This window comes from Azospirillum sp. UENF 111221, from assembly GCF_058780625.1.
In genome coordinates this window covers 2,738,405-2,759,988 of record NZ_JBSNCH010000005.1, presented here as the reverse complement: position 1 = coordinate 2,759,988, position 21,584 = coordinate 2,738,405, and the positions used below count along the sequence as shown (strand labels likewise).

The following is a 21,584-nucleotide window of genomic DNA, read 5'->3' as shown; positions in this document are numbered from 1 at the left end:
TCCCGCCATCCCCTGCCCCCATATTTTCGTGTCCACCCCGATGCCGAAGCCATCCTCCAAGTCCAGTCCTGCCGTCCGCATCGGGCGGGCGGTGCCGCATGCCATGCCGGTGGTGGCGATGGCGCTGGTCGTGGTGCTGCTGGGCGCCTTCCTGTGGCTGTTGCAGCGCAACGAGCGGGAGGAGGAGGCGCTGGCGCTGATCAAGGACGCGCTGTGGGTGGAGCAGAACCTGCACTTCCAGCTCGCGTCCGACGAGGACAAGCTGGAGAGGCTGGCGGAGACGCTCAGCCGAATCGAGGCGGGCCGGGTTGAGGTGGATCTGCGGCAGTTCGCCGCAATGGCCCGGCTGGTGGTGAACACCAACCCGGCGATCGAGCGGGTGCTGTGGCTCGACGCCCGGGGCCGCACCCTGCTGGCCGAGCCGCCGCTGCCGGGGAACGGCGGAACGGATGCAGCATCGGAACCGGCCGGCGCGGAGGGGATGGCCCGCGACGACGCGGTGCGGATCGCGCGGTCCTCCGGCCTGCGGGCCTATGGCGCGCCCTACCGGATCGACGCCACCGACCGCGGCTTCGACGCCGCCTTCCCGCTGTTCCGCGACGGCGTCTTCGCCGGCACGCTGGTCGGCGTCTTCTCGTTCGAGGCGATGCTGACCCACCATGTCCCCTGGTGGTTCGCCCAGCGCTACCAGCTGGAGGTGGTCGACGCCACCGGCGCGGTGCTGGGATCGAAGTCGCGCATGTCGGTGCCGGGCTCCATGGCCGGTCCGGCCCCCGACCCGGCGCGCAGCCACCTGATCCCGTTCGATCCGCCCGGCCATGGGATGGCCCTGGTCGCCACCGCCTACCCCACCGACTCCAACGTCACCCGCACCGTTCTGGTGGCGGCGATCTTCGCGCTGACCGGATCGGCATTGTGGAGCCTGTGGTCGCTGCGCCGGCACATCGCCGGCCGCCTGCGCGCCGAGGAGGCGCTGCGCGAGGAGCATGCCTTCCGCAAGGCGATGGAGGACAGCCTGACCGTGGGCATGCGCGCCCGCGACCTGGAAGGGCGCATCACCTACGTCAACCCGGCCTTCTGCCGGATGGTCGGTCTGGAGGCGGAGGACCTGATCGGGCGCGGCCCGCCAGCGCCCTATTGGCTGCCGGAGGAGATCGACCGGGCCGAGGCCGCCTTCCAGGACGTGCTGGCCGGCCGGGCGCCGGAAAGCGGGCTGGAGATGCGTTTCCAGCGTGCCGACGGCGAGCGGTTCGAGGCGCTGATCTACGAGGCGCCGCTGATCGACGCCAACGGGCGGCAGACCGGCTGGATGGGCTCCGTCCTCGACATCACCGAGCGCAAGCGCGCCGAGGAACTGGCCCGCCAGCAGCAGGAGCGGCTGCAACAGACCTCCCGCCTGATCACCATGGGCGAAATGGCCTCCACCCTGGCCCATGAGCTGAACCAGCCGCTGTCGGCCATCGCCAGCTATTGCACCGGCTGCCTCAACCGGCTGCGCTCCGACCGCTGCGACACCCAGGAGGTGGCGGCGGCGCTGGAGAAGCTGGCCGCCCAGGCCAAGCGCGCCGGGCTGGTGGTGCGCCGCATCCACGATTTCGTGCGCAAGCGCGACCCCAAGGTCGCCCCCTGTTCGTTGGCCGAGGTGCTGGAGGACTGCGTCGGGCTGGCCGGCAGCGATGCTGCAAGGCTGGGCGTGCGGGTGGAGCTGGATGCCCCGGCGGATCTGCCGCCGGTCACCGGCGACCGCATCCTGCTGCAGCAGGTGGTGCTGAACCTGATGCGCAACGGGATCGAGGCGATGGCCCGCACCCCGCGCGCCGACCGCCGCCTGACCGTCACCGTCCGCCAGACCGATTGCGACGGCGGTGGGGACGGCAAGGGCGGGGGCGGGGATGGAGCCCGCCTGCTGCTGACCGAGATCCGCGACCATGGCTGCGGCGTCGCCCCCGACGTGGCCGACCGCCTGTTTTCCCCTTTCTTCACCACCAAGCGCGAAGGTATGGGCATGGGGCTGAACATCTGCCGCTCCATCGTCGAGCACCACCGCGGCCGGCTGTGGTTCGAGACGGTGGCGCCGGAGGGAGATGGAGACGGGGACGCAACGGGGGCCACCGCCGCCGGCACGCGCTTCCTGTTCACCCTGCCCGTCCATGCCCGCACGCCGGACCGGTCGACAGACCCGCATCCTGGCGGCCCACATCCCGCCGGCCCGCATCCCGCCGGCCCTTTTCCCGATGACACTGCCGAGGCTGCCGAATGACCACGCTCCACATCGTCGACGACGACGAGGCCATCCGCAACGCGCTCGGCTGGCTGTTCCAGTCGCGCAACGTCCCGGTGGCAGGCTGGCCGTCGGCCGAATCCTTCCTGGAGTCGTGGCGGCCGGACACCGCCGGCTGCCTCCTGCTGGACATCCGCATGGAGGGCATGAGCGGGCTGGAGCTGTTCGACCGGCTGCTGTCCAAGGGCTGCCGCATGCCGGTGATCTTCCTGACCGGCCATGGCGACGTGCCCATCGCCGTCGGCGCCCTGAAGAAGGGGGCCCGCGATTTCGTGGAGAAGCCCTTCAACGACAATGAGCTGGTCGACCGCGTGATCGACGCGCTGGCCTTCGACGCCGAGCAGCGCGAGCGCGAAGCCGGCCAGGCCGGGCTGGCCGCCCGTCTGGCCACCCTGACCCAGCGCGAACGGCAGGTGATGGAGCTGGTCGTCGCCGGCCGCCTGAACAAGGTGATCGCCGACGAACTTGGCATCAGCATGCGCACGGTGGAGGTCCACCGCAGCCATGTGTTCGAGAAGATGCGGGTGAAGACGGCGGTGGAGCTGACGCGGCTGCTGACGGGTGCCGCCTGATTGCCCCTTCCGATAAGAGAAAACCCGGGGAACGACGGAGGCGCCTGGAGTCCCCACCGGTCCCGTACTAGTCTGTCCGTACCACTCCGGTGGTCGTCCCCGACGGTCTGGAGCATCAGCGGTTGAGGTTTCGGTTACCCGGCTCCATCCTTGCCATCGGTCTGGCCGTGACGGCACCGCTGTTGCTGTTCGGCGCCGTGATGGTCTGGCAGCTCGACGCCCGCGACCGGGCGGAGACGGAGGATGCGCTGCAATCGGTGGCGCAGTCGCTGTCGCTGGCGGTCGACCGCGAACTGGCGAGCCAGCTGCGCCCGCTGGAACTGCTGGCGTCGCTGCTCCAGCCCAATGCCGACGATCTGCGCACCCTGTACCAGGAGACCACCACCGCCACCCACAGCCAGCCCGGCTGGCTGGCGATGGGGATGATCGACGCCGACACCGGCCGCTTCGTCTTCCACACCCATTACCCGCTGGGCGTCCAGCCGCTGCCGCCGCCCCGGCTGGACGATGTCACCCGCCATGTCATCGAGAGCCGCCGCGCGACCATCGGCGGCGTGCTGCCGCCCGGCGGACCGCCGGGCCGGCCGTCGCTGATCCTGCGCGCACCGATCCTCCAGTTCGACCCGGACCACCAGACCGACCGGGTGCGCTACATCCTGTCCCTGGCACTTGGGCTGGAGGGGCTGTCCAGCGCCCTGCGGACCCGCGACACCCCGCCGGAATGGACGGTCACCGTCATCGATCCGACCATGGTGATCGCCGCCCGTTCGCGCGATGCCGCCGCCTATCTGGGCCAGAAGGTCTACGCGTCGCTGGAGGCGCGGATCCGCACCGGCAGCAACCGCATGTTCGTCGGCCAGACCAAGGACGGGGTCGAGGTCCACTCCGTCATCCACCGCTCCTCCGAAACCGGCTGGGCGGTGGTGCTGGGCGTGCCCTCGGCCCTCGTGCAGCAGAAGCTGAACGCCACCCGCATGACGGTGGTCGGCGGCGCGGCTGCCGCCTGTGCTGCGACGCTGATGCTGGCGCTGCTGGTGTCGCGCGCCTACCGCCGCCGCCGCAGTGCCGAGGAGGAGGTGCGCCGTGCCCGCGAGGCGGTGCTGATCGAGCAGCGCCGCCGGCTGCAATCGGAAAAGGACCATGCCGAGGCGGCGAACCGGGCCAAGAGCGATTTCCTGGCGAACATGAGCCACGAGCTGCGCACCCCGCTGAATGCGATCATCGGCTTCGCCGAGGCCCTGATGTCCGGCATCTTCGGCCCCTCTCCGCCCAAGCATGTCGAATATCTGACCGCCATCCACCAGTCCGGCCGCCATCTGCTGGATCTGGTGAATGAGCTTCTGGACATGGCGAAGATCGAGGCCGGGCGGCTGGAGCTGTTCCCCGCCTGCGTTGCGCTGGGCGAGCTGCTGGAGGACTGCCTGTCGCTGATGGAGGCGCTGGCCCTGCGCAAGGGGGTGGTGCTGACCGGCGGCGCCATCGCGTCCGATCTTCAGGTCACGGTGGATGGGGTCCGCATGCGGCAGGCGGTTCTGAACGTCCTGTCCAATGCCGTCAAATTCACCCCGGCGGGCGGTGCGGTGCGGGTGGAGGCCAGGCCCGGACCCGGCGGAACCGGCGCCGTCATCGTGATCGCCGACACCGGCGTCGGCATGACCGCGGACGAGATGGTGATCGCGATGGAGCCGTTCCGTCAGGTCCACAACTACCTGACCAAGGCGGAGGCCGGCACCGGCCTGGGCCTGCCGCTGGCCCGCCGCTTCGTCGAGGCCCATGGCGGCACCCTGACCCTGGACAGCACGCCGGGCACCGGCACCACGGTGACGATCATCCTGCCGTGAGGAGGGTTGCGGAAAGCGGCGCTTCGCCTCAACCCCGGCGGGGCGGACGGCCGGGGAGCGTGGCGCGCTGAAGCTTGGCGCCGGCCATGTCGGCACCGTCCATGTCGGCGCTGTCGAGATTGGCGTCGGACAGGTTCGCCTGCACCAGGCAGGTGCCGACCAGCAGGGCGCCGCGCATGTCGGCTCCCATCAGGTTGGCGGCCCAGGAGCGGCCGGTGGGGCGGCCAGACGGATCCTTGATCGCCGCCGGGCCAAGCCGCACCCGCGTCAGGTCGGCACCGGTCAGCACGGCGTAGCTGAGGTTGGCGCCCGACAGGTCGGCGCCCATCAGGTTGGCGCCCTCCAGAGTGGCGCCGGACAAATCGGTCATCATCAGCCGCGCGCCGGTCAGCGCCGCCGCCGACAGGTTGGCCCCCCGCAACGAAGCGGCGCTGAGGTTGACGTTGCGCAGGTCGGCGCGGCTGAGGTCGGCACCGTCCAGGTCGGCCCGCTGGCCGCGCTGGCCGAAGCTGTCGATCCAGCGCTCATGGTCGAAGATGGCGCGCTGGATTTCCGACCCCATGCTGTCGATGGGGCGGGTCATCTGCGCCGTGGCGATGCGGGTGGAGGACAGGTCGCAGTCGGCCATCCGCGTGCCGACCATGTCGGCCTTGTCGAAACGGGTGCCGTCCAGCGCCGCCCCCGACAGGTTGGCGCCGTTCAGACGCGCGCCGGTCAGGTCCGCCCCGGTCAGCACCGCCCCCGACAGATCGGCGTTCTGCAGCACGGCGCCGCTGAGGTCGGCCTCGGACAGGTTGGCGCCGCGCAGCACCGCGCCGGTGAGGTCGGTGGGAATACCGCCCTCCGCCGTCATGCCGTTCTGGAGACGGGCGAGGGCCGCCTTGTGGATCTGGCGGGCGCTTTCGGCATCCTGCGCATCGGGGCCGGTGCCGCGGCGGGCGGTGCCGCCCGGTTCCAGCGTGCCGGCCCGCAGGTCGGCGCCCTTCAAATTGGCGTTCGAGAAGTCGGCCGCGCGCAGCCGGGCGCCGCGCAGGTCGGTCTGCATCAGGTTGGCGCGGCTGATGTCGGCATCGCGCAGATCGACGCCGAACAGGTCGGCGCCGGCCAGATTGGTTCCGTTCAGCCGCCCGCGCGCCAGCCGCGCCCCGACCAGGCGGGCGCCGCGCAGATCGCGCTGCGACAGGTCCACCCCTTCCAGATCGGCCATGGCGAGGTTGGCGCGGGCGCCGCCCGGCTGGCCCTTGATCCAGCGGGCGTGCCGGTCCAGCACCTCGGCCAGCTGGTCGGGCCGAAAGAAGGAGACGGACTGGGCGGTCGGGGTGGTGGCGGTTGGCACGGACAACTCGACGCCGTGAAATGGTTACATCGCGACAATCATGCGGTTCATTCCTTACCGAAGGCTGAATGAACCCCCCTTTTGCGCACCCTCTTTCGGAGGATGCGGTTCGGCGGCCCGCCGGCATGGCGCATCGGCGGGAAAACACTGATTCCAGCCGGGCTGCATAGGAAAAACGGAAGCTTGGCCATAACAACGGCCATAGGCCCCGACCCGTCCATCGCCGTTACCTTACCGCGTCAGTCCCGAGTCGCGCACGTTACCGTTCTGTAATCGAACCGGTTGCGAACGGGTCGCGAACAGCCACGGCCAGGGCTTCCCGCCCCTGTTCCTGGCAAGGCGGCGGAATCCCTCGACTCCTTCAGAAAACAGCATCGGTTAAGCAATGGTTTCTTGACAGAAAAGGCCACGGGCATCCTAAAAGTGTCCCACCTTTCGGATAAACGCACCGCAGCACGCCTTGACCTTAGCCAAGATGTGACTTTGGCCGTAACCGGGACGATGGGGTCCAGACGATGGATTTCGGCTGCCGGAGCGGAAAAACGGGATATGAAGGAAGAATGATGAAGGATGCGGACGCCCGGTCGATCACGACCGCACGCCCGAGCGTCGGCGAGAGCCACGCCACCGAACGCCGTCATCTTGATCGCCGCCATCTTCTGCGCGCCGGCCTCGGCTTGGCGGCGGTCGCCTCAGCGGGCGGGACCCTGCTGACCAGCGAAGAGGCGGAAGCTGCGGCGCTGCGCGCTCCGCCGCGGGTGCTGTCCCTGGTGAACCTGCACACCGGCGAGCGCATCAGCGCCGAATACTGGTCGCGGGGCAAATATGTCCGCGACGCGATGCGGGCCCTGAACCGCGTGCTGCGCGACCACCACAACAATTCGGTCCATGCCATCGATCCGAAGCTGATCGATCTGGTCCACTCGTTGAGCCGCAAGATCAACCGCCGCGGCCCGATCGAGATCATCTCGGGCTACCGCTCGCCGGAGACCAACGCGATGCTGCGCGAGGCCGACGGCAGCGGCGTGGCGCAGAACAGCTATCACATGCGCGGCATGGCGATCGACCTGCGGGTCCAGGGCCTGTCGACCCGCCAGCTCCAGCGGGCGGCGCTCAGCCTGCGTGGCGGCGGGGTCGGCTATTACCCGGACAGCAACTTCGTCCATGTCGACGTGGGGCCGCTGCGCCACTGGTGAGCGGCCTGACCACGGATTTACCGTGGGGTGGCATACCAATCCTTCAGACGTTCGATACGATGTGGCGCCAAGTCCGGACCGGGCTTCGGCGCCGCAGTCGCTTTCGGGTCACGCCTCCTGTCTCCCGCCGCAGGCTTCTGCGATGGTGGCCCGCCTTTGAACGCCTTTTCTGCAACTTTTGGAAAATGACGGTTGCGGCTCATTACCGCATCCTAGGGTAGATGTTTCCGTTTTGCCGGTCCGATATTTTTATTATCATTTCCACTCCACAATTTTTCGGAGCGCCGAGCTTCGCAAGTGGGGGGATAGGCATATGGGTTATCTGTTCGGTGGAAGCGGCAGCGAAACTCTGGTCGGCGGTTATGGTGACGACACGCTGGATGGCGGTGGTGGCAACGATCTCCTGATCGGCGGCATGGGCAACGACGTCTACATCGTGAACGGGACGGGCGCCGTCATCCAGGAATTCGCCTTCGAAGGCTTCGACGAGGTCCGAACCACGCTCAACGCCCAAACGCTCAGCGACAATCTGGAGCGCCTGACTTTCATCGGAACCGGCGACTTCCAGGGGACCGGCAACGCACTGGACAATATGATCGTCGGCGGGGCGGGGAACGATACCCTGACGGGCGGCGACGGCGTCGACACGCTGATCGGTGGCGAGGGCGACGATGTCTTCTATACGGATCACGCCGACGCACCTTTGCAGGGCGGGGCCGGATTCGATACCGTCTTCATCCAAAGCAACTTCGGAACCTATCTCGATCTGGCGGCGTGCAGCATCGAACGGGCCTATGGCGGCTCTGGAAACGACCAGTTGATTGCCGACGGAGCGGTCATCGGGCTTTTGATCGATGGAGGAGACGGCGACGACACGCTCGTTGGCGGCGCTTTCAACGACACGCTCTTCGGTGGCAATGGGCGCGACCAGATCGTCGGCGGGGCGGGCGACGATGTGATCTACATGGATACGACCGACACGGTCGACGCCGGAGACGGCTTCGACACCGTCTATGTCCATGGAAGCAACAGCATGGTCTTCATGAACACCGCCGGCATCGAACGGCTGTTCCTCGGAGACGGAAACGACCTCGTCTTCGCGCATCAGTCCGCCAGCGCAATCGAGATCGACGGCGGGGCCGGCAATGACGCCATTGAGGGCAGCGCTTTCAATGACACGCTCTGGGGCGGCGACGGCAACGATACGCTGGTCGGTGGGGACGGAAACGATGTCCTGTTCGGCGGGGCCGGCGACAACATGCTGTTCGGCGGCGACGGGGACGATGCTTTTTACATCGATACCCCGACGGTGGCCTTTCTGGTCGGCGACGGAGGTGACGACACGGTGTATGTCCGGTATTCCGGTGGCGTCAACTTGGCCCTCACCTACTCCATCGAGCATTTCTTCGGCGGGGCCGGGGACGACAGCGTCACCGCAGCCGACTCCTCCAACGGTCTGACGATGGACGGTGGGGGCGGCAATGATTCGCTGACGGGCAGCCGGTACAACGATTTCCTGTCCGGCGGAGACGGGAACGATACGCTGTTCGGTGACATCGGCAACGACACGCTGCAGGGCGGATCCGGCGCCGACCTGTTCAATCTTGCGACCATCGACTCCGACGTCATCCTGACGGATTTCAGTGCCGCGGAGGGTGACCTGATCGGGCTAGGCATGAACAATTTCTATACGGTAAACGCCAATGCCCAGGGTGAGGCCGTTCTGACCATCACCAACGCCAACGGCACCCCGACCGTCACCCTCTCCGGGGTGATGGCACAGGACGTGTCGAGTTCCTGGTTCACCACCCTCTGAAATGAGGACGGCGCCGTCCCGGCAGGGACGGCGCCTTTCCCATTTGTCCCGGGCGGATGAAGACCGCCCTACCCCACCTTCAGCTTGCGGCGCAGCAGCGACAGCGGTGCTGTGTCGTCCAGGCTCGGCTGGAAGGCGATGGTGACCTCCGTCAGCGCGTTGGCCCAGCTGTCCGGGTTGGTGCCTTCCGGCGCCTCGACCGAGGTGAAGCCGGTGCGGACCAGGAACAGATACTGGTCGGGGATGACATGGCCGACCGCGCGGATCTCGCCGGTGTAGCCATAGCGTTCGCGCAGTTCGCGCGCGGTGGAGAAGCCGCGGCCGTCGCGGAACTTCGGGAACTCCAGCGCCACCAGGGAGAAGCGGTCGAGGTCGGCGGCGATGGCCCCCGCCAGCGTGCCGCTCTTCAGCCGCACGCCCAGCCGGGCGTTGCGGCCCTCGAAGCTGTCACGCTCCGCCTGCCAGCGCTCGAAGCTGATGATGACCGGGCGGTCGTTGGGGACCGGCTCGCCATCGGGGATGAAGCTCCAGGCGTCCTCGCCGATGCGCCCATTCTCAATCAGCGGCATAGATTCTCTCCTTGAACGGGGCATGGCCGACGCGGCGGAGCGTGTCGATGAAGCGCTCGCCCTCGCCCGTGCGGTTGGCGAGATAGACGTCGACGATGGCCTCGATGGCATCCACCGCCTCGGTCTCGGTCACCGCCGGGCCGAGGATGTCGCCGATTTCCGTGGTCAGCGTCGGGTCGCCGCCGACGGTGATCTGGTAATATTCGGTGCCCTTCTTGTCGACGCCGAGAATGCCGATGGCGCCGACATGGTGATGGCCGCAGGCGTTGATGCAGCCGCTGATCTTGATGCCGAGTTCACCGATGGTGCGCTGGCGGATCGGGTCGGCGAAGCGGGCGGAGATCGCCTGGGCCAGCGGGATCGCGCGGGCATTGGCCAGCGCACAGTAATCCAGCCCCGGGCAGGCGATGATGTCGCCTATCAGCCCGGCATTGGCGCTGCCCAGACCGGCGGCGTCGAGCCGCTTCCACAGATCGTACAGCTCGTCCTTCTTGACGTGCGCCAGGACGAGGTTCTGGACATGGGTGACGCGCAGTTCGCCGAAGCTGTGGCGCTCGGCCAGATCGGCGACGAGGTCCATCTGGTCGCAGGTGGCGTCGCCGGGGATGCCGCCGGCCGGCTTCAGCGAGACGGTGGCGATGGCATAGCCCGGCGCCTTGTGCTCCGCGACATTCACCTCCAGCCAGTTGGCGAAGGCCGGGTCGGATGCCTTGGCGCGCTCCAGCGCTTCGGAATGGTCGGGCAGCTCCTCCAAGGGCGGCGGGGCGAAATGCTGCCTGACACCCTCGACGATCTCCGGATCCAGGCGGTATTTGGGCCCGCGCAGCCGCGCGAACTCCTCCTCGACCTCCTGGGTGAACTTCTCCAGCCCCAGCTCGTGGACCAGGATCTTGATCCGCGCCTTGTAGATGTTGTCGCGGCGACCGTACTGGTTGTAGACGCGCAGGATGGCTTCGAGATAGGCGACGAAATCCTCCTCGGCCACCCACTCGCGCACCAGCTTGCCGACGAAGGGCGAACGGCCGAGACCGCCGCCGACATAGAAGGAGAAGCCGGCCTCGCCCTTGTCGTTGCGCCGCGCCAGCAGGCCGACGTCATGGATGCGCACCGCGGCGCGGTCGCTCTCCGCACCGGAGATGGCGATCTTGAACTTGCGCGGCAGATAGGTGAACTCGGGATGCATCGTCGTCCACTGCCGCAGGATCTCGGCATAGACGCGACCGTCGACCACCTCGTCCTTGGCGGCGCCGACGAACGGGTCGGTGGTGACGTTGCGCACGCAGTTGCCGCTGGTCTGCAGCGCGTGCATGTCGACCTCGGCCAGCTCATGCAGGATGGCCGGGGTGTCCTCCAGCTTGATCCAGTTGTATTGCAGGTTCTGGCGGGTGGTGAAATGGCCGTAGCCGCGGTCGTACTTGCGCCCGATCTCCGCCAGCTTGCGCAGCTGGGTGGCCGACATCACGCCATAGGGCACGGCGATGCGCAGCATGTAGGCGTGAAGCTGGAGATAGAGGCCGTTCATCAGCCGGACCGGCTTGAACTCCTCCTCCGTCAGCTCGCCGGACAGCCGGCGCTCGACCTGTTTGCGGAACTGCTCGACGCGCTCGGCGACGAACTGCCGGTCGATCTCGTCATAGTGATAGATGCCGGCACGGGCGCCGGGCGCGATGTGGTTCATGTCGATAAGCCCTCAGAGCCGCCGGAACGGCCAACGTTCATTCACCCGAACAGCCACTCAGGCGGCCTGCTTGCCCAGATCCAGACGGACGGTCGGGCCGGCGGTGCGGATGCGCTCGCGCATCGTCGCCGGGACCGGGACGCCGTCCTCATCCACCACCTCGAAGGCGTAGATGTCGACGCCGAACTGCTCGCGCTCGGCCTTCGCCTTGGCGTCGGCCAGCACGGCATCCGCCTCGGAGCGCTGGAACAGCGCAGCCTCGGCGAAGGACTCGACCCACACGCCATCCTTGCCCAGGAACACGACTTCCCCGTCGCGCAGGCGGTTGGCGGTGATGGCTTTCATCGATCCTTCCTTCGATCGATCCTTGGCCGACATCTGGCTCTCCTGGCTGGTCGTTCTCGAACGCGTTTGGTGTCTTAACCCGAACCGTCGGCGGTCCGGCAGTGAATTCGGCGGCTCTATGGCCGGACGGTCATGGCAGCCATTTTTCCCGCTCGATCAACTCGCGGCTTTCACGGGCGACCTCGGACATCGACGCCCCTTCCGCCCGGCGGCGGTTGCGAAGCTCGGCGATGGTGCGCAGCCGCTCCGCCCACTCCTCCGGGAACAGGGCCTCCAGCCGCTGGCGCAGCAGGCTGGCGAGGGTCGGGCTGCGGCCGCCGGTGGAGACCGTCATCACCAGATCGCCACGCCGCACCACGGAGGGCGAGTGGAAATCGCACAAGGGGATGACGTCCTCGACATTCACCAGCACGCGGCGCTGCCGCGCCAGTTCCGCCAGTGCCGTCTCGATCGAAGGTCCCAGCCCCATCACATACAGCACGCCGACCCTGTCGAGATCGGATGCCTCCGGCAGAGCCCGCACCAGACGGTCGCCGGCGAGAGCCGCCAATTCCCCATCCGGTTCCGGTGAAAAGACCTGCGGATCCGCCCCGCCCTCGCGAAGCTGCGTCAGACGGCGCAGCGCGAGCGGGCCGTTGCCGGCCAGCGCAATCGCCACACGCGCCGGGTCGAGCGCCAGCGGAATCATGTCCGCCTCACCGAAACGGGCGAAATCGGGCGGGCGGCTGCGGCGCCGATGACCGGGATCCTGTGCATGGCGTCATTTAGCCCGGCCGCCGCACGACAATCAACATATTTCACACAATGATTTGCAGCGCAGCACAAACCTATTAAACAAGTAGAGAATGTATTTACGTTGCACGGGTTTTCCGCCGGTGTTAATGTGCAAACACAGTCATTAAACCTACATAATTAGTAGACTTAAAGGCCACCGCGAAAGGCAGCCGACGATGGACGCGGAAACACGGGTGAAGCATCTGACCGAGAGCCACGGCACGCTGGAAGGCGCACCGCTGCTGGCCGCCATGCATGAGCTGTTCGGCGGGCGGATCGCGTTGATGTCGTCCTTCGGCGCCGAATCCGCGGTGCTGCTGGCGCTGGCCGCCGAAGCGACGCCGGATTTCCCGGTTCTGTTTGTGAATACCGGCAAGCTGTTCGGCGAGACCCTGCGCTACCGCGACCAGCTGGTGAAGCGGCTTGGCCTCAGGGATGTGCGGGAGATCGGGCCGACCGCCGACGATCTCGCCGCCGGCGACAGGGACAGCCTGCTGTTCACCCGCGATTACGACGCCTGCTGCCATCTGCGCAAGACGGTGCCGCTGGACCGCGCGCTGGCCACCGCCGGGCTGGAGGCCTGGGTGACGGGCCGCAAGCGCTTCCAGTCCTCGACCCGCGCCGCCCTGCCCCTGTTCGAGGCGGAAGGCGGCCGCGTGAAGGTCAACCCACTGGCCAACTGGGACAAGGCCCGGCTGGAGGAAGAGTTCACCCGGCGCGACCTGCCGCGCCACCCGCTGGAAGCCGACGGGTTCCTGTCGATCGGCTGTTTCACCTGCACCGAGCGCGTGGCGCCCGGTGCCGACCCGCGTTCCGGCCGCTGGGCCGGCAGCGCCAAGACCGAATGCGGCATACACACCATGATTGGAACCGCCCGATGAGCGCCGATCTCGACCAGCTCGAAAACCAGAGCATCTATATTCTGCGCGAGGCCTACAACCGCATCGACAAGCTGGCGATGCTCTGGTCGATCGGCAAGGACAGCAACGCGCTGCTGTGGCTCTGCCGCAAGGCGTTCTTCGGCCGCATTCCCTTCCCCGTCGTGCAGCTCGACACCGCGATGGAGCTGCCGGAGGTCTACGAGTTCCGCGACCGCATCACCAAGGAGTGGGACCTCGACCTCAAGGTGGAGCAGTGCCCGCCCGAGGAAGAGATGGACCAGACCCTGCCGCCGCTGACCCGCGCCGCCGCGCGCAAGACGGAAGGTCTGAAGAACCTGCTGCGCGACCATGCGTACCAGGGTGTGATGGTCGGCATCCGCCGCGACGAACAGGCGACCCGCGCCAAGGAGCGCGTGTTCTCGCCGCGCTCGCTGGAAGGCGACTGGGATGTCAAGGACCAGCCGGCGGAATTCTGGGACCATTACAAGACGCGCTTCCCCGAAGGCGTCCATGTCCGTATCCACCCGCTGCTGGCCTGGACCGAGCTGGACATCTGGCGCTATTCGCAGCGCGAGGGGATTCCCATCGTCCCGCTGTACTTCGCCAAGGACGGCAAGCGCTACCGCTCGCTGGGCGAGAAGAACATCACCTTCCCGGTCGACAGCACCGCGTCCACCATCGACGAGATCATCGCCGAGCTTCAGGTGACCCGCATTCCGGAGCGCGCCGGCCGCGCGATGGACAATGAATCCGAAGACAGCTTCGAGCGCCTGCGCAGCGTGGGGTACATGTAAGATGCCGCATTCTCAACTCCGCATCGTCATCGTCGGCCATGTCGACCATGGCAAGTCCACGCTGATCGGCCGCCTGCTGAACGACACCGGCAGCCTGCCCGACGGCAAGGTCGAACAGGTCCGCGAGATGAGCCGCAAGCGCGGCATGCCGTTCGAGTGGGCCTTCGTGATGGACGCGCTCCAGGCCGAGCGCGACCAGGGCATCACCATCGACACCACGCAGATCCACTTCAAGACCAAGCAGCGCCCCTACGTCATCATCGACGCGCCGGGCCACACCGAGTTCCTGAAGAACATGGTGACCGGCGCCTCCCAGGCCGACGCCGCGCTGCTGGTGATCGACGCCGACGAGGGCGCGCTGGAGCAGTCGCGCCGCCACGCCTTCCTGCTGCACCTGCTGGGCGTGCGTCAGGTCGCGGTGGTCGTCAACAAGATGGACAAGGTCGAGTTCTCCAGCCGCCGCTATGAGGTGGTGGCGCAGGAGATCAAGGACTATCTGGCCGAGCTGGGTCTCCAGCCCAAGGCGGTGATCCCGGTGTCCGCCCGCAACGGCGACAACATCGTCAGCCGCAGCGAGCAGTCCGACTGGTATCTCGGCCCCACGGTGATCGAGCAGCTGGACGCCTTCCGTCCGCAGCAGACCTCGCCCGACCAGCCGCTGCGTTTCCCGTTGCAGGACGTCTACAAGCCGGACGACCGCCGCATCCTGGCCGGCCGCATCGAGAGCGGGCGCCTGCGCGTCGGCGACACCCTGCACTTCTCGCCCACCGGCGCCAGCGCCAAGGTGGTCAGCATCGAGGCGTGGAACCATCCGGAGACCGTGCTGTCGGCCCAGGCCGGGCAGAGCATCGGCATCACGCTGGACAAGCGCATCTTTGCCGAGCGCGGCCACATCGCCCACCACCAGTCCGACGCCCCCACCCTGGCCCACCGGCTGAGCGTGCGGCTGTTCTGGCTGGTGTCGGACCCGCTGGTGGTCGGCAAAACCTACACGCTGAAGATCGCCACCGCCGAACACCGGGTGACGGTGGAGCAGGTGACGGCGGTCATCAACGTGGAGGATTTGTCCAGCACCCCCGGCAAGGCGGTCCGCCGCAACGAGGTGGCCGAGGTCGTCCTGCGCTCCCGCTCGCCCATCGCGCTCGATCTGGCGTCGGACCTGCCGCGCACCGGCCGTGGCGCTTTGATCGACGGCAACGACGTGGTCGGCGGCTGCCTGGTGGTGGAGATCGAGGACAGTGCTGCGGCCAACATCACCGAGGTGTCGCACACCGTCTCGCTGGAGGAGCGCGCCCAGGCCAACGGCCACAAGGGCGGCGTCATCTGGCTGACCGGCCTGTCGGGTGCCGGCAAGTCGACGCTGGCGATGGCGCTGGAACGCGCGCTGTTCGACCGCGGCTGGCAAACCTTCGTGCTGGACGGCGACAATGTCCGCAACGGCCTGAACGCCGGGCTGGGCTTCTCCGCCGACGACCGGGCGGAGAACATCCGCCGGGTGGCCGAGACGGCGAAGCTGTTCGCCGACGCCGGCATGGTGGTGATTGCCTCGCTGATTTCGCCGCTGAAGGCCGACCGGGCGCGGGCGCGGGTGATCGGCGGCGAGCGCTTCCACGAGGTGCATGTCGCCGCCAACCTCGCCACCTGCGAGGAGCGCGACCCGAAGGGCCTCTACAAGAAGGCGCGGGCCGGCGAGATCGCCGAGTTCACCGGCATCTCGGCCCCCTACGAGGCGCCGGACCAGCCCGAACTGGTGATCGACACCGACGCGCTGAGCCGCAGCGAGGCGCTGGCCCAGCTGCTGGACTATGTCGACGAGACCTTGGGCAAGAACAGCCTGAAGTCGGAGAAAGAGCTGACTTATGTGATCTGAGGGCCAGTTTCATAGGGTGTGGCATCGGGCGCGGGGGAAAGACCGCGCCCGATGCTTTTTCAGCCGATGCCGCCCCCCGCCCCATCAACCCTCCCCCCTCCCCGGATCCTGTGGCATAAGGGGCCGCCCTCACGCATCACGCCCCAAGGACCCCTGCCGCCCATGATCCGCTTCGATAACGTCAGCAAGCAGAACGGCCACCGCATCCTGTTCCTGGAGGCCTCCGCGGCGCTCAATCGGGGTGAGAAAATCGGGCTGGTCGGTCCTAACGGTGCCGGCAAGACCACCCTGTTCCGCATGATCACCGGCGAGGAGCAGCCGGACGGCGGACAGGTGGCGATCGAGAAGCAGGTCAGCATCGGCTATTTCAACCAGGATGTCGGCGAGATGTCCGGGCGCTCCGCCGTGGCGGAGGTGATGGATGGCGCCGGGCCGGTCAGCGTCATTGCCGCCGAACTGGCGGAGCTGGAAGCCGCCATGGCCGACCCCGACCGCGCCGACGAAATGGACGCCATCATCGAACGCTACGGCGAGGTGCAGGCCCGCTTCGACGAGCTGGGCGGCTATGAGCTGGAGGGCAAGGCACGCGAGGTGCTGGCGGGCTTGAGCTTCAGCCAGGAGATGATGGACGGCGACGTCAGCGGCCTGTCGGGCGGCTGGAAGATGCGCGTGGCGCTGGCCCGCATCCTGCTGATGCGCCCCGACGCCATGCTGCTCGACGAGCCGAGCAACCATCTGGACATTGAAAGCCTGATCTGGCTGGAAGGTTTCCTGAAGGGCTATGAGGGCGCCCTGCTGATGACCTCGCACGACCGCGAGTTCATGAACCGCATCGTCACCAAGATCATCGAGATCGATGGCGGAACGCTGACCAGCTATTCCGGCGACTACGGCTTCTACGAGAAGCAGCGGGCGCTGAAGGAGAAGCAGCAGGAGGCGCAGTTCGAGCGCCAGCAGGCGATGCTGGCGAAGGAGCTGAAGTTCATCGAGCGCTTCAAGGCCCGCGCCTCGCACGCCTCCCAGGTGCAGAGCCGGGTCAAGAAGCTGGACAAGATCGAACGCTTCGAGCCGCCCAAGCGCCGCCAGGTGGTGACCTTCGATTTCCCGCCGGCCCCGCGCTCCGGCGACGACGTGGCGGTGCTGAAGAACGTCCACAAGGGCTATGGCAGCCGGTCCATTTATGAAGGGCTGGACCTGACCATCCGCCGCAAGGAGCGCTGGTGCGTGATGGGCGTCAACGGCGCCGGCAAATCGACCTTGCTGAAGCTGATCGCCGGGACGACCGAACCCGACAGCGGCACCGTCACCGTCGGCGGCAGCGTCAAGATGGGCTATTTCTCCCAGCACGCCATGGAGCTGCTGGACGGCGACCAGACCATCTTCGAGGCGCTGGAGGCGCATTTCCCGCAGGCCAGCCAGGGCTCGCTGCGGGCGCTGGCCGGTTGCTTCGGCTTCTCCGGCGACGATGTGGAAAAGCGGTGCCGCGTGCTGTCGGGCGGCGAGAAGGCACGGCTGGTGATGGCGATCATGCTGTTCAACCCGCCCAACTTCCTGGTGCTGGACGAGCCGACCAACCATCTGGATCTCGACACCAAGCAGATGCTGATCCAGGCGCTGGCGGCCTATGAGGGCACCATGCTGTTCGTCTCGCACGACCGGCATTTCCTGGCAGCATTGTCCAACCGCGTGCTGGAGCTGACGCCGGAGGGAATCCACCAGTATGGCGGCGGCTATACCGAGTATGTCGAGCGCACCGGGCAGGAGGCGCCGGGGCTGCACAGCTGAGCCCCGGACCTTCCCATCACCCTGAGTGAACGCGTCCTTCAGAACAAGTCATTGGTCGTGAAGTCCGCCGGGGCGTAGCATCGCCTGCGTTGTCGAGACAGCGGAGGCGGACATGCCCTCTCTCACGGAGTCCCTTGAACGGCTGGGGCTGCGGTCGCCGGTGATCCAGGCGCCGATGGCGGGGGGCGGCGACACGCCGGCCCTGGTCGCTGCGGTCAACGAAGCCGGCGGCCTTGGTTTCGTCGGCGCCGCCTACCTGACCGGGGAGCAGATCGCCGAGCGGGCGCTCGCCATCCGTCAGCGCACCGCCCTGCCCTTCGGCATCAACCTGTTCGCGCCGACGCCGCCCCCCGAACCGGCGCCGATGATGGCCGAGGCGATGGCCCGCCTGAGGCCCTTCCATGCCGAGCTTGGCCTGCCGGACGCGGAGGAGCCCGCCTATGGCGGCGACATGTTCGACCGGCAGTTCACCGCCCTGCTCGACAGCGGTGCCGCCTTCTACAGCGTCACCTTCGGGCTGCCGCCGGCCGACAGCGTGGCGGCGGCCAAGGCGCGCGGCATGCGGGTGCTGGGCACCGCGACCACCGCGGCGGAGGCAGTGGCCCTGGAACGGGCCGGCGTCGATGCGGTGATCGCCCAGGGCAGCGAGGCCGGCGGACATCGCGGCAGCTTCATCGGCGATCCGGCCGCCAATCTGGTCGGCACGATGGCGCTGGTGCCGCAGGTCGCCGATGCGGTGGGCGTGCCGGTGATCGCGTCGGGCGGCATCATGGACGGGCGCGGCATCGCCGCGGCGCTGGCCCTTGGCGCCTGCGCGGTGCAGATGGGCACGGTGTTCCTGACCACGGAAGAGGCCGGCATCCCCGAGGCGCACAAGGCCGCCATCCTGTCGGCGCGCGAGGACCAGACCCGGATCACCCGGGCCTTCTCCGGCCGTCCGGCACGCGGCGTCGTCAACCGCTTCATGGAGACGGTGGAGGACCCGCGGGCGCCCAAGGCGGTGCTGCCCTTCCCCTTGCAGAACGCGCTGACCCGCCCGCTGCGCACCGCCGCCGGCAAGGCCGGCCGGGCGGAGTTCCTGTCGCTGTGGGCCGGACAGGGGCTGACGCTTGCCCGGCGGCGCCCGGCGGGGGACCTGGTGGCGGATTTGCTCCGCGGGACGGAGGAGGTACGGCGCAGGCTTGCCGGTTGACTGGACAGCCGGCCAGCCAGTTCAGACGGCCTCGGCCGTCACCCGGTTGCGGCCGCTGCGTTTGGCGGCGTAGAGCGCCTGGTCGGCGCGACGGACCAGCGTCAGGGCCGGTTCGCCGGGGCGGAACTGGGCGACGCCGACCGACAGCGCGACGGTGCCGTAATTGGCGTTGCGCGCCTTGTTCACGATCTGGCGCCCGCCGACGAAGGCCCGCACCTGCTCCGCCAGCTTGGTGGCGTTCTCCAGGCTGGTGCGCGGCAGGATGATCGCAAACTCCTCCCCGCCATAGCGGGTGGCGGTGTCGCGGCCCTTGATGCATTCGGTCAGCATGCGGGCGACCAGCTTCAGCACATGGTCGCCGACCAGATGGCCATGGGTGTCGTTGAAGCTCTTGAAATGGTCGATGTCGACCATCAGCAGCGACAGCGGCTGCTCGTCACGCACCGACGCCTCCATCGCCTCCTCCAGCATCAGGTCGAAGGCCTTGCGGTTGCCGATGCCGGTCAGCCCGTCGGTCAGCGCCTCGCGCCGCGCGCTGTCCAGGCTGACCCGCATCTCCGCCAGCTGCTGGCTCGATTCCTGAAGCTGCAGCTGGAGCGCCGTCTGCCGGTCGACGATCTCCTTGGTCTCCGCGGCGATGGCGGCGACCATGGCACGCAGTTCCAACAGGCTGAGCGGCTGGTCCAGCTCCTCCCGGAAGCCGGACAGGGCGTTGCCGTAGCGCTCCGTCTCCGATCCGACATTGCCCAGCTGCTCCAATATGCGCCCCAGGGCATAGCGGGCTTTGTCCGAGGTTTCACGGATTGCCTGGGCTTCGGCGTCCATGGTGAAGAAGCGCTTGTACAGTTCGTCGCACAGCGTCTGCGAGGCGGCCAGCCCATCGCGGCGCGCCAGATCGATGGCGCGGGTCAGGTCCGGGTTGTTGCCGCTGTAATAGACGTACCAAAGCGTGAAGTTTTCCGGGGTGGCCGGCAGCCGGTCGGACAGCATCCGCTCCATGGCCTTCGCGGCGAGGCCGCTGGAACGCTCGAAATCCTCCGCAGTTGCCACGACCGCCGTCCGTCCAAAATCATTAGATTTCGAACGGTACGCGGCGCAAGCCCTTACGGCAAGAAGGTTTTTGGGAACAAGGAGAGATGTTACAACCGCTTTGGTTGTGCACTATCCGATTAATTGCATTGTCCGACGGAGCTCTCGGCACAGACATGCTTGCCGTCGGTCCAGCGTGCCCCCGACAGGTCGGCATGGCGCAGGTCGGTGCCGGACAGCTTCGCTCCCGTCAGGTCGGCACGCGCCAGCGACGCGCCCACCATCTTGGCATTGCGCAGGTCGGCCTCGCGGAAGCTGGCGCCGGTCAGGTCGGCGCGGGTGAAATCGGCCTCGATCAGGCGGGCCTTGTCGAAGACCGCGCCGGGGGCGGCGGCGCTGATAAACTTGGCACGGTAGCCGTCGGCATCGGTCAGCTTCGCCTCGCCCAGGCTGGCGCGCTGAAAGGTCGCATCGCGCAGCATGGCGCCGCTGAGATCGACACCGGTCAGCGTCTGCCCTTCCAGCGAGCAGCGCCGCCAATTGACCTTCGGCTGCGCCGCGTCGGTGCAGTCGGCCAGCGCCGGACCCACGGAAAGGACGGTCAGCACGACCGCGGCGGCGGCGAGACTGCCGGAACGGATGCGCAGGCGAAGCGGCGGGACGGGTGCGGTTCTCATCCCTCGATAGATGGGGGCACCGCCGCTCAACTCAACCACCAGGCCGCTGCAAGCAGGGCTTGCGGTTATCCGGCACCTCGGGAACCGTCCAGCCGGGCAACCGCACGCCCCGCCTGCGGCGGCCGGGGAAGGGCGGCATGGGCCGCCGCCTGTCCGGCCAGCGCCGCCGCGACGGCCGGTGGGAAGGGGCCGGTCTTCCGTGTGCCGAGATCGACGTGCAGCAGCATGAACTCCGCCGTCGCCGCCAGCCACCCCTCTTCGGCATGCCGCATTTCGTGGAACAGGTGCAGCCGTTTGGCATCTGCGCCGAGCAGCAGCGAGTCGAAGCGCAGCGGCGTCCCCTCCGTCACCTCGCGGGCATAGGTCAGGTGGGCGTCGACGACGAAGACCGAGCGGTTCTCCGCCGCGACATAAGCCTTGCCGATCCCGAAGCGGTCCAGCACGGCGTCCGTCGCGTGGTCGAAGGCCAGCAGGTAATAAGCGACGTTCATGTGCCCGTTGTAGTCGATCCACTGCGGGCGGACAGTTTCGTGGTGGAGGGCCAGGGGAGTATGAAGGGTCATGCACAGGATCCGGCGTCAGACGAAATGGTGAGTCCAATGCTGTCGCGGGTTGCTTCAATCTCGTCAAGCCAGCCGAACACCTCCTCCGGGGTCGGTTCGTCGGAGACATCGCCCGCCTCTCCCGGATACCGGTACAAGGTGGCGAAAGCGGTGAAGCGCCCGAGAGGCGACAAGCGTTCCCGGATCGGCAGATCACGCGGGATGCGCATGACGAGCAAATCGATATCGTGGGAACGGGGGACATCAAGATCCAGCCAGACCAGAACCGCCCTGACCAGCTTTTCAGCAGCCTGTTGGCAATGGTAGGTAGCGGCCGTGACGATGGGATCCGGAACGGACAGGCAGGCCCGGCCTGCGCGCAGGTAGACGGTCGCCGTTGCCAACC

At 67.7% G+C, this 21,584-nt stretch carries 19 protein-coding genes; 10 read left to right on the top strand and 9 right to left on the bottom strand.

From position 1 onward, the window contains the following. Positions 1–40: 40 nt before the first annotated feature. From ACWPN3_RS27880 to ACWPN3_RS27870, 3 genes are all read left to right on the top strand, one after another. The gene (locus ACWPN3_RS27880) at positions 41–2,260 is read left to right on the top strand and encodes a sensor histidine kinase (protein WP_492240197.1); all 2,220 of its coding nucleotides are present in this window, start codon (positions 41–43) and stop codon (positions 2,258–2,260) included. Then, the gene (locus ACWPN3_RS27875; protein ID WP_492261856.1) at positions 2,257–2,853 is read left to right on the top strand and encodes a response regulator transcription factor; all 597 of its coding nucleotides are present in this window, start codon (positions 2,257–2,259) and stop codon (positions 2,851–2,853) included. Before ACWPN3_RS27880 ends, ACWPN3_RS27875 begins: the two co-directional genes overlap by 4 nt. Positions 2,854–2,975: 122 nt before the next feature. Then, positions 2,976–4,694 carry a sensor histidine kinase gene (locus ACWPN3_RS27870; RefSeq protein ID WP_492240196.1) on the top strand — a complete coding sequence of 573 codons (1,719 nt, stop codon included), beginning with the start codon at positions 2,976–2,978 and terminating at the stop codon, positions 4,692–4,694. 28 nt (positions 4,695–4,722) lie between these two features. On the opposite strand, the gene ACWPN3_RS27865 is transcribed toward ACWPN3_RS27870, so the two are convergent. After that, positions 4,723–6,030, bottom strand: a complete 1,308-nt coding sequence (locus ACWPN3_RS27865; protein ID WP_109453138.1) for a pentapeptide repeat-containing protein — start codon at positions 6,028–6,030, stop codon at positions 4,723–4,725. A 560-nt stretch (positions 6,031–6,590) separates the two neighbouring features. On the opposite strand from ACWPN3_RS27865, the gene mepK reads away from it, so the two are divergent. Both mepK and ACWPN3_RS27855 read left to right on the top strand, forming a co-directional pair. After that, positions 6,591–7,226: a peptidoglycan L,D-endopeptidase MepK gene (gene mepK, locus ACWPN3_RS27860; RefSeq protein WP_247873207.1), complete on the top strand. Its 636-nt coding sequence runs from the start codon at positions 6,591–6,593 to the stop codon at positions 7,224–7,226. A 313-nt stretch (positions 7,227–7,539) separates the two neighbouring features. After that, the gene (locus ACWPN3_RS27855; protein WP_492240195.1) at positions 7,540–9,042 is read left to right on the top strand and encodes a calcium-binding protein; all 1,503 of its coding nucleotides are present in this window, start codon (positions 7,540–7,542) and stop codon (positions 9,040–9,042) included. 68 nt (positions 9,043–9,110) lie between these two features. Here ACWPN3_RS27855 and ACWPN3_RS27850 read toward each other — a convergent pair whose 3' ends face one another. From ACWPN3_RS27850 to ACWPN3_RS27835, 4 genes are all read right to left on the bottom strand, one after another. Next, positions 9,111–9,611, bottom strand: a complete 501-nt coding sequence (locus tag ACWPN3_RS27850; RefSeq protein ID WP_109450381.1) for a DUF934 domain-containing protein — start codon at positions 9,609–9,611, stop codon at positions 9,111–9,113. Continuing rightward, a complete protein-coding gene (locus ACWPN3_RS27845; protein WP_492240194.1) occupies positions 9,598–11,289 on the bottom strand; it encodes a nitrite/sulfite reductase in 1,692 nt (563 codons plus the stop codon). The genes ACWPN3_RS27850 and ACWPN3_RS27845 overlap by 14 nt, the downstream gene beginning before the upstream one ends. A 57-nt stretch (positions 11,290–11,346) precedes the next feature. Further along, positions 11,347–11,634 (bottom strand): DUF2849 domain-containing protein, encoded by a 288-nt coding sequence (locus ACWPN3_RS27840; RefSeq protein ID WP_109453140.1) that lies wholly within the window; start codon positions 11,632–11,634, stop codon positions 11,347–11,349. Between the two features lie 130 nt (positions 11,635–11,764). Continuing rightward, positions 11,765–12,322, bottom strand: a complete 558-nt coding sequence (locus tag ACWPN3_RS27835; protein WP_492240193.1) for a precorrin-2 dehydrogenase/sirohydrochlorin ferrochelatase family protein — start codon at positions 12,320–12,322, stop codon at positions 11,765–11,767. 280 nt (positions 12,323–12,602) lie between these two features. On the opposite strand from ACWPN3_RS27835, the gene ACWPN3_RS27830 reads away from it, so the two are divergent. The 5 genes from ACWPN3_RS27830 (at position 12,603) to ACWPN3_RS27810 (ending at position 18,930) form a co-directional block, all read left to right on the top strand. After that, positions 12,603–13,289, top strand: coding sequence for a phosphoadenylyl-sulfate reductase (locus ACWPN3_RS27830; protein ID WP_492240192.1), 687 nt, complete (start codon positions 12,603–12,605; stop codon positions 13,287–13,289). Next, positions 13,286–14,083, top strand: a complete 798-nt coding sequence (gene cysD / locus ACWPN3_RS27825) for a sulfate adenylyltransferase subunit CysD (RefSeq protein WP_109153259.1) — start codon at positions 13,286–13,288, stop codon at positions 14,081–14,083. Before ACWPN3_RS27830 ends, cysD begins: the two co-directional genes overlap by 4 nt. 1 nt (position 14,084) lies before the next feature. Continuing rightward, positions 14,085–15,953, top strand: a complete 1,869-nt coding sequence (gene cysC, locus ACWPN3_RS27820) for an adenylyl-sulfate kinase (protein ID WP_492240191.1) — start codon at positions 14,085–14,087, stop codon at positions 15,951–15,953. 162 nt (positions 15,954–16,115) lie between these two features. Next, positions 16,116–17,738 carry an ABC-F family ATP-binding cassette domain-containing protein gene (locus tag ACWPN3_RS27815; RefSeq protein WP_492240190.1) on the top strand — a complete coding sequence of 541 codons (1,623 nt, stop codon included), beginning with the start codon at positions 16,116–16,118 and terminating at the stop codon, positions 17,736–17,738. A gap of 112 nt (positions 17,739–17,850) precedes the next feature. After that, positions 17,851–18,930, top strand: coding sequence for an NAD(P)H-dependent flavin oxidoreductase (locus ACWPN3_RS27810; RefSeq protein ID WP_492240189.1), 1,080 nt, complete (start codon positions 17,851–17,853; stop codon positions 18,928–18,930). Positions 18,931–18,951: 21 nt separating this feature from the next. On the opposite strand, the gene ACWPN3_RS27805 is transcribed toward ACWPN3_RS27810, so the two are convergent. The 4 genes from ACWPN3_RS27805 to ACWPN3_RS27790 all read right to left on the bottom strand — a co-directional run bounded on the left by ACWPN3_RS27805 (position 18,952) and on the right by ACWPN3_RS27790 (position 21,582). Beyond that, entirely contained in the window at positions 18,952–19,980 is a 1,029-nt protein-coding gene (locus ACWPN3_RS27805) for a GGDEF domain-containing protein (RefSeq protein ID WP_109450395.1), read from the bottom strand. 119 nt (positions 19,981–20,099) lie between these two features. After that, a complete protein-coding gene (locus ACWPN3_RS27800; RefSeq protein ID WP_492240188.1) occupies positions 20,100–20,636 on the bottom strand; it encodes a pentapeptide repeat-containing protein in 537 nt (178 codons plus the stop codon). A gap of 65 nt (positions 20,637–20,701) precedes the next feature. Then, a complete protein-coding gene (locus tag ACWPN3_RS27795; RefSeq protein WP_492240187.1) occupies positions 20,702–21,199 on the bottom strand; it encodes a thioesterase family protein in 498 nt (165 codons plus the stop codon). Beyond that, positions 21,196–21,582: a HEPN domain-containing protein gene (locus ACWPN3_RS27790; protein WP_492240186.1), complete on the bottom strand. Its 387-nt coding sequence runs from the start codon at positions 21,580–21,582 to the stop codon at positions 21,196–21,198. Before ACWPN3_RS27790 ends, ACWPN3_RS27795 begins: the two co-directional genes overlap by 4 nt. Between the last annotated feature and the right edge of the window lie 2 nt (positions 21,583–21,584).

What these genes read in the sequence shown, in the direction of transcription:
- ACWPN3_RS27880 (WP_492240197.1), top strand. Translation starts at nt 41, where the DNA reads ATGCCGAAGCCATCCTCCAAGTCCAGTCCTGCCGTCCGCATCGGGCGG.
- ACWPN3_RS27875 (WP_492261856.1), top strand. Translation starts at nt 2,257, where the DNA reads ATGACCACGCTCCACATCGTCGACGACGACGAGGCCATCCGCAACGCG.
- mepK (WP_247873207.1), top strand. Translation starts at nt 6,591, where the DNA reads ATGATGAAGGATGCGGACGCCCGGTCGATCACGACCGCACGCCCGAGC.
- ACWPN3_RS27855 (WP_492240195.1), top strand. Translation starts at nt 7,540, where the DNA reads ATGGGTTATCTGTTCGGTGGAAGCGGCAGCGAAACTCTGGTCGGCGGT.
- ACWPN3_RS27850 (WP_109450381.1), bottom strand. Translation starts at nt 9,611, where the DNA reads ATGCCGCTGATTGAGAATGGGCGCATCGGCGAGGACGCCTGGAGCTTC.
- ACWPN3_RS27845 (WP_492240194.1), bottom strand. Translation starts at nt 11,289, where the DNA reads ATGAACCACATCGCGCCCGGCGCCCGTGCCGGCATCTATCACTATGAC.
- ACWPN3_RS27840 (WP_109453140.1), bottom strand. Translation starts at nt 11,634, where the DNA reads ATGAAAGCCATCACCGCCAACCGCCTGCGCGACGGGGAAGTCGTGTTC.
- ACWPN3_RS27835 (WP_492240193.1), bottom strand. Translation starts at nt 12,322, where the DNA reads ATGATTCCGCTGGCGCTCGACCCGGCGCGTGTGGCGATTGCGCTGGCC.
- cysD (WP_109153259.1), top strand. Translation starts at nt 13,286, where the DNA reads ATGAGCGCCGATCTCGACCAGCTCGAAAACCAGAGCATCTATATTCTG.
- cysC (WP_492240191.1), top strand. Translation starts at nt 14,085, where the DNA reads ATGCCGCATTCTCAACTCCGCATCGTCATCGTCGGCCATGTCGACCAT.
- ACWPN3_RS27815 (WP_492240190.1), top strand. Translation starts at nt 16,116, where the DNA reads ATGATCCGCTTCGATAACGTCAGCAAGCAGAACGGCCACCGCATCCTG.
- ACWPN3_RS27810 (WP_492240189.1), top strand. Translation starts at nt 17,851, where the DNA reads ATGCCCTCTCTCACGGAGTCCCTTGAACGGCTGGGGCTGCGGTCGCCG.
- ACWPN3_RS27800 (WP_492240188.1), bottom strand. Translation starts at nt 20,636, where the DNA reads ATGAGAACCGCACCCGTCCCGCCGCTTCGCCTGCGCATCCGTTCCGGC.
- ACWPN3_RS27795 (WP_492240187.1), bottom strand. Translation starts at nt 21,199, where the DNA reads ATGACCCTTCATACTCCCCTGGCCCTCCACCACGAAACTGTCCGCCCG.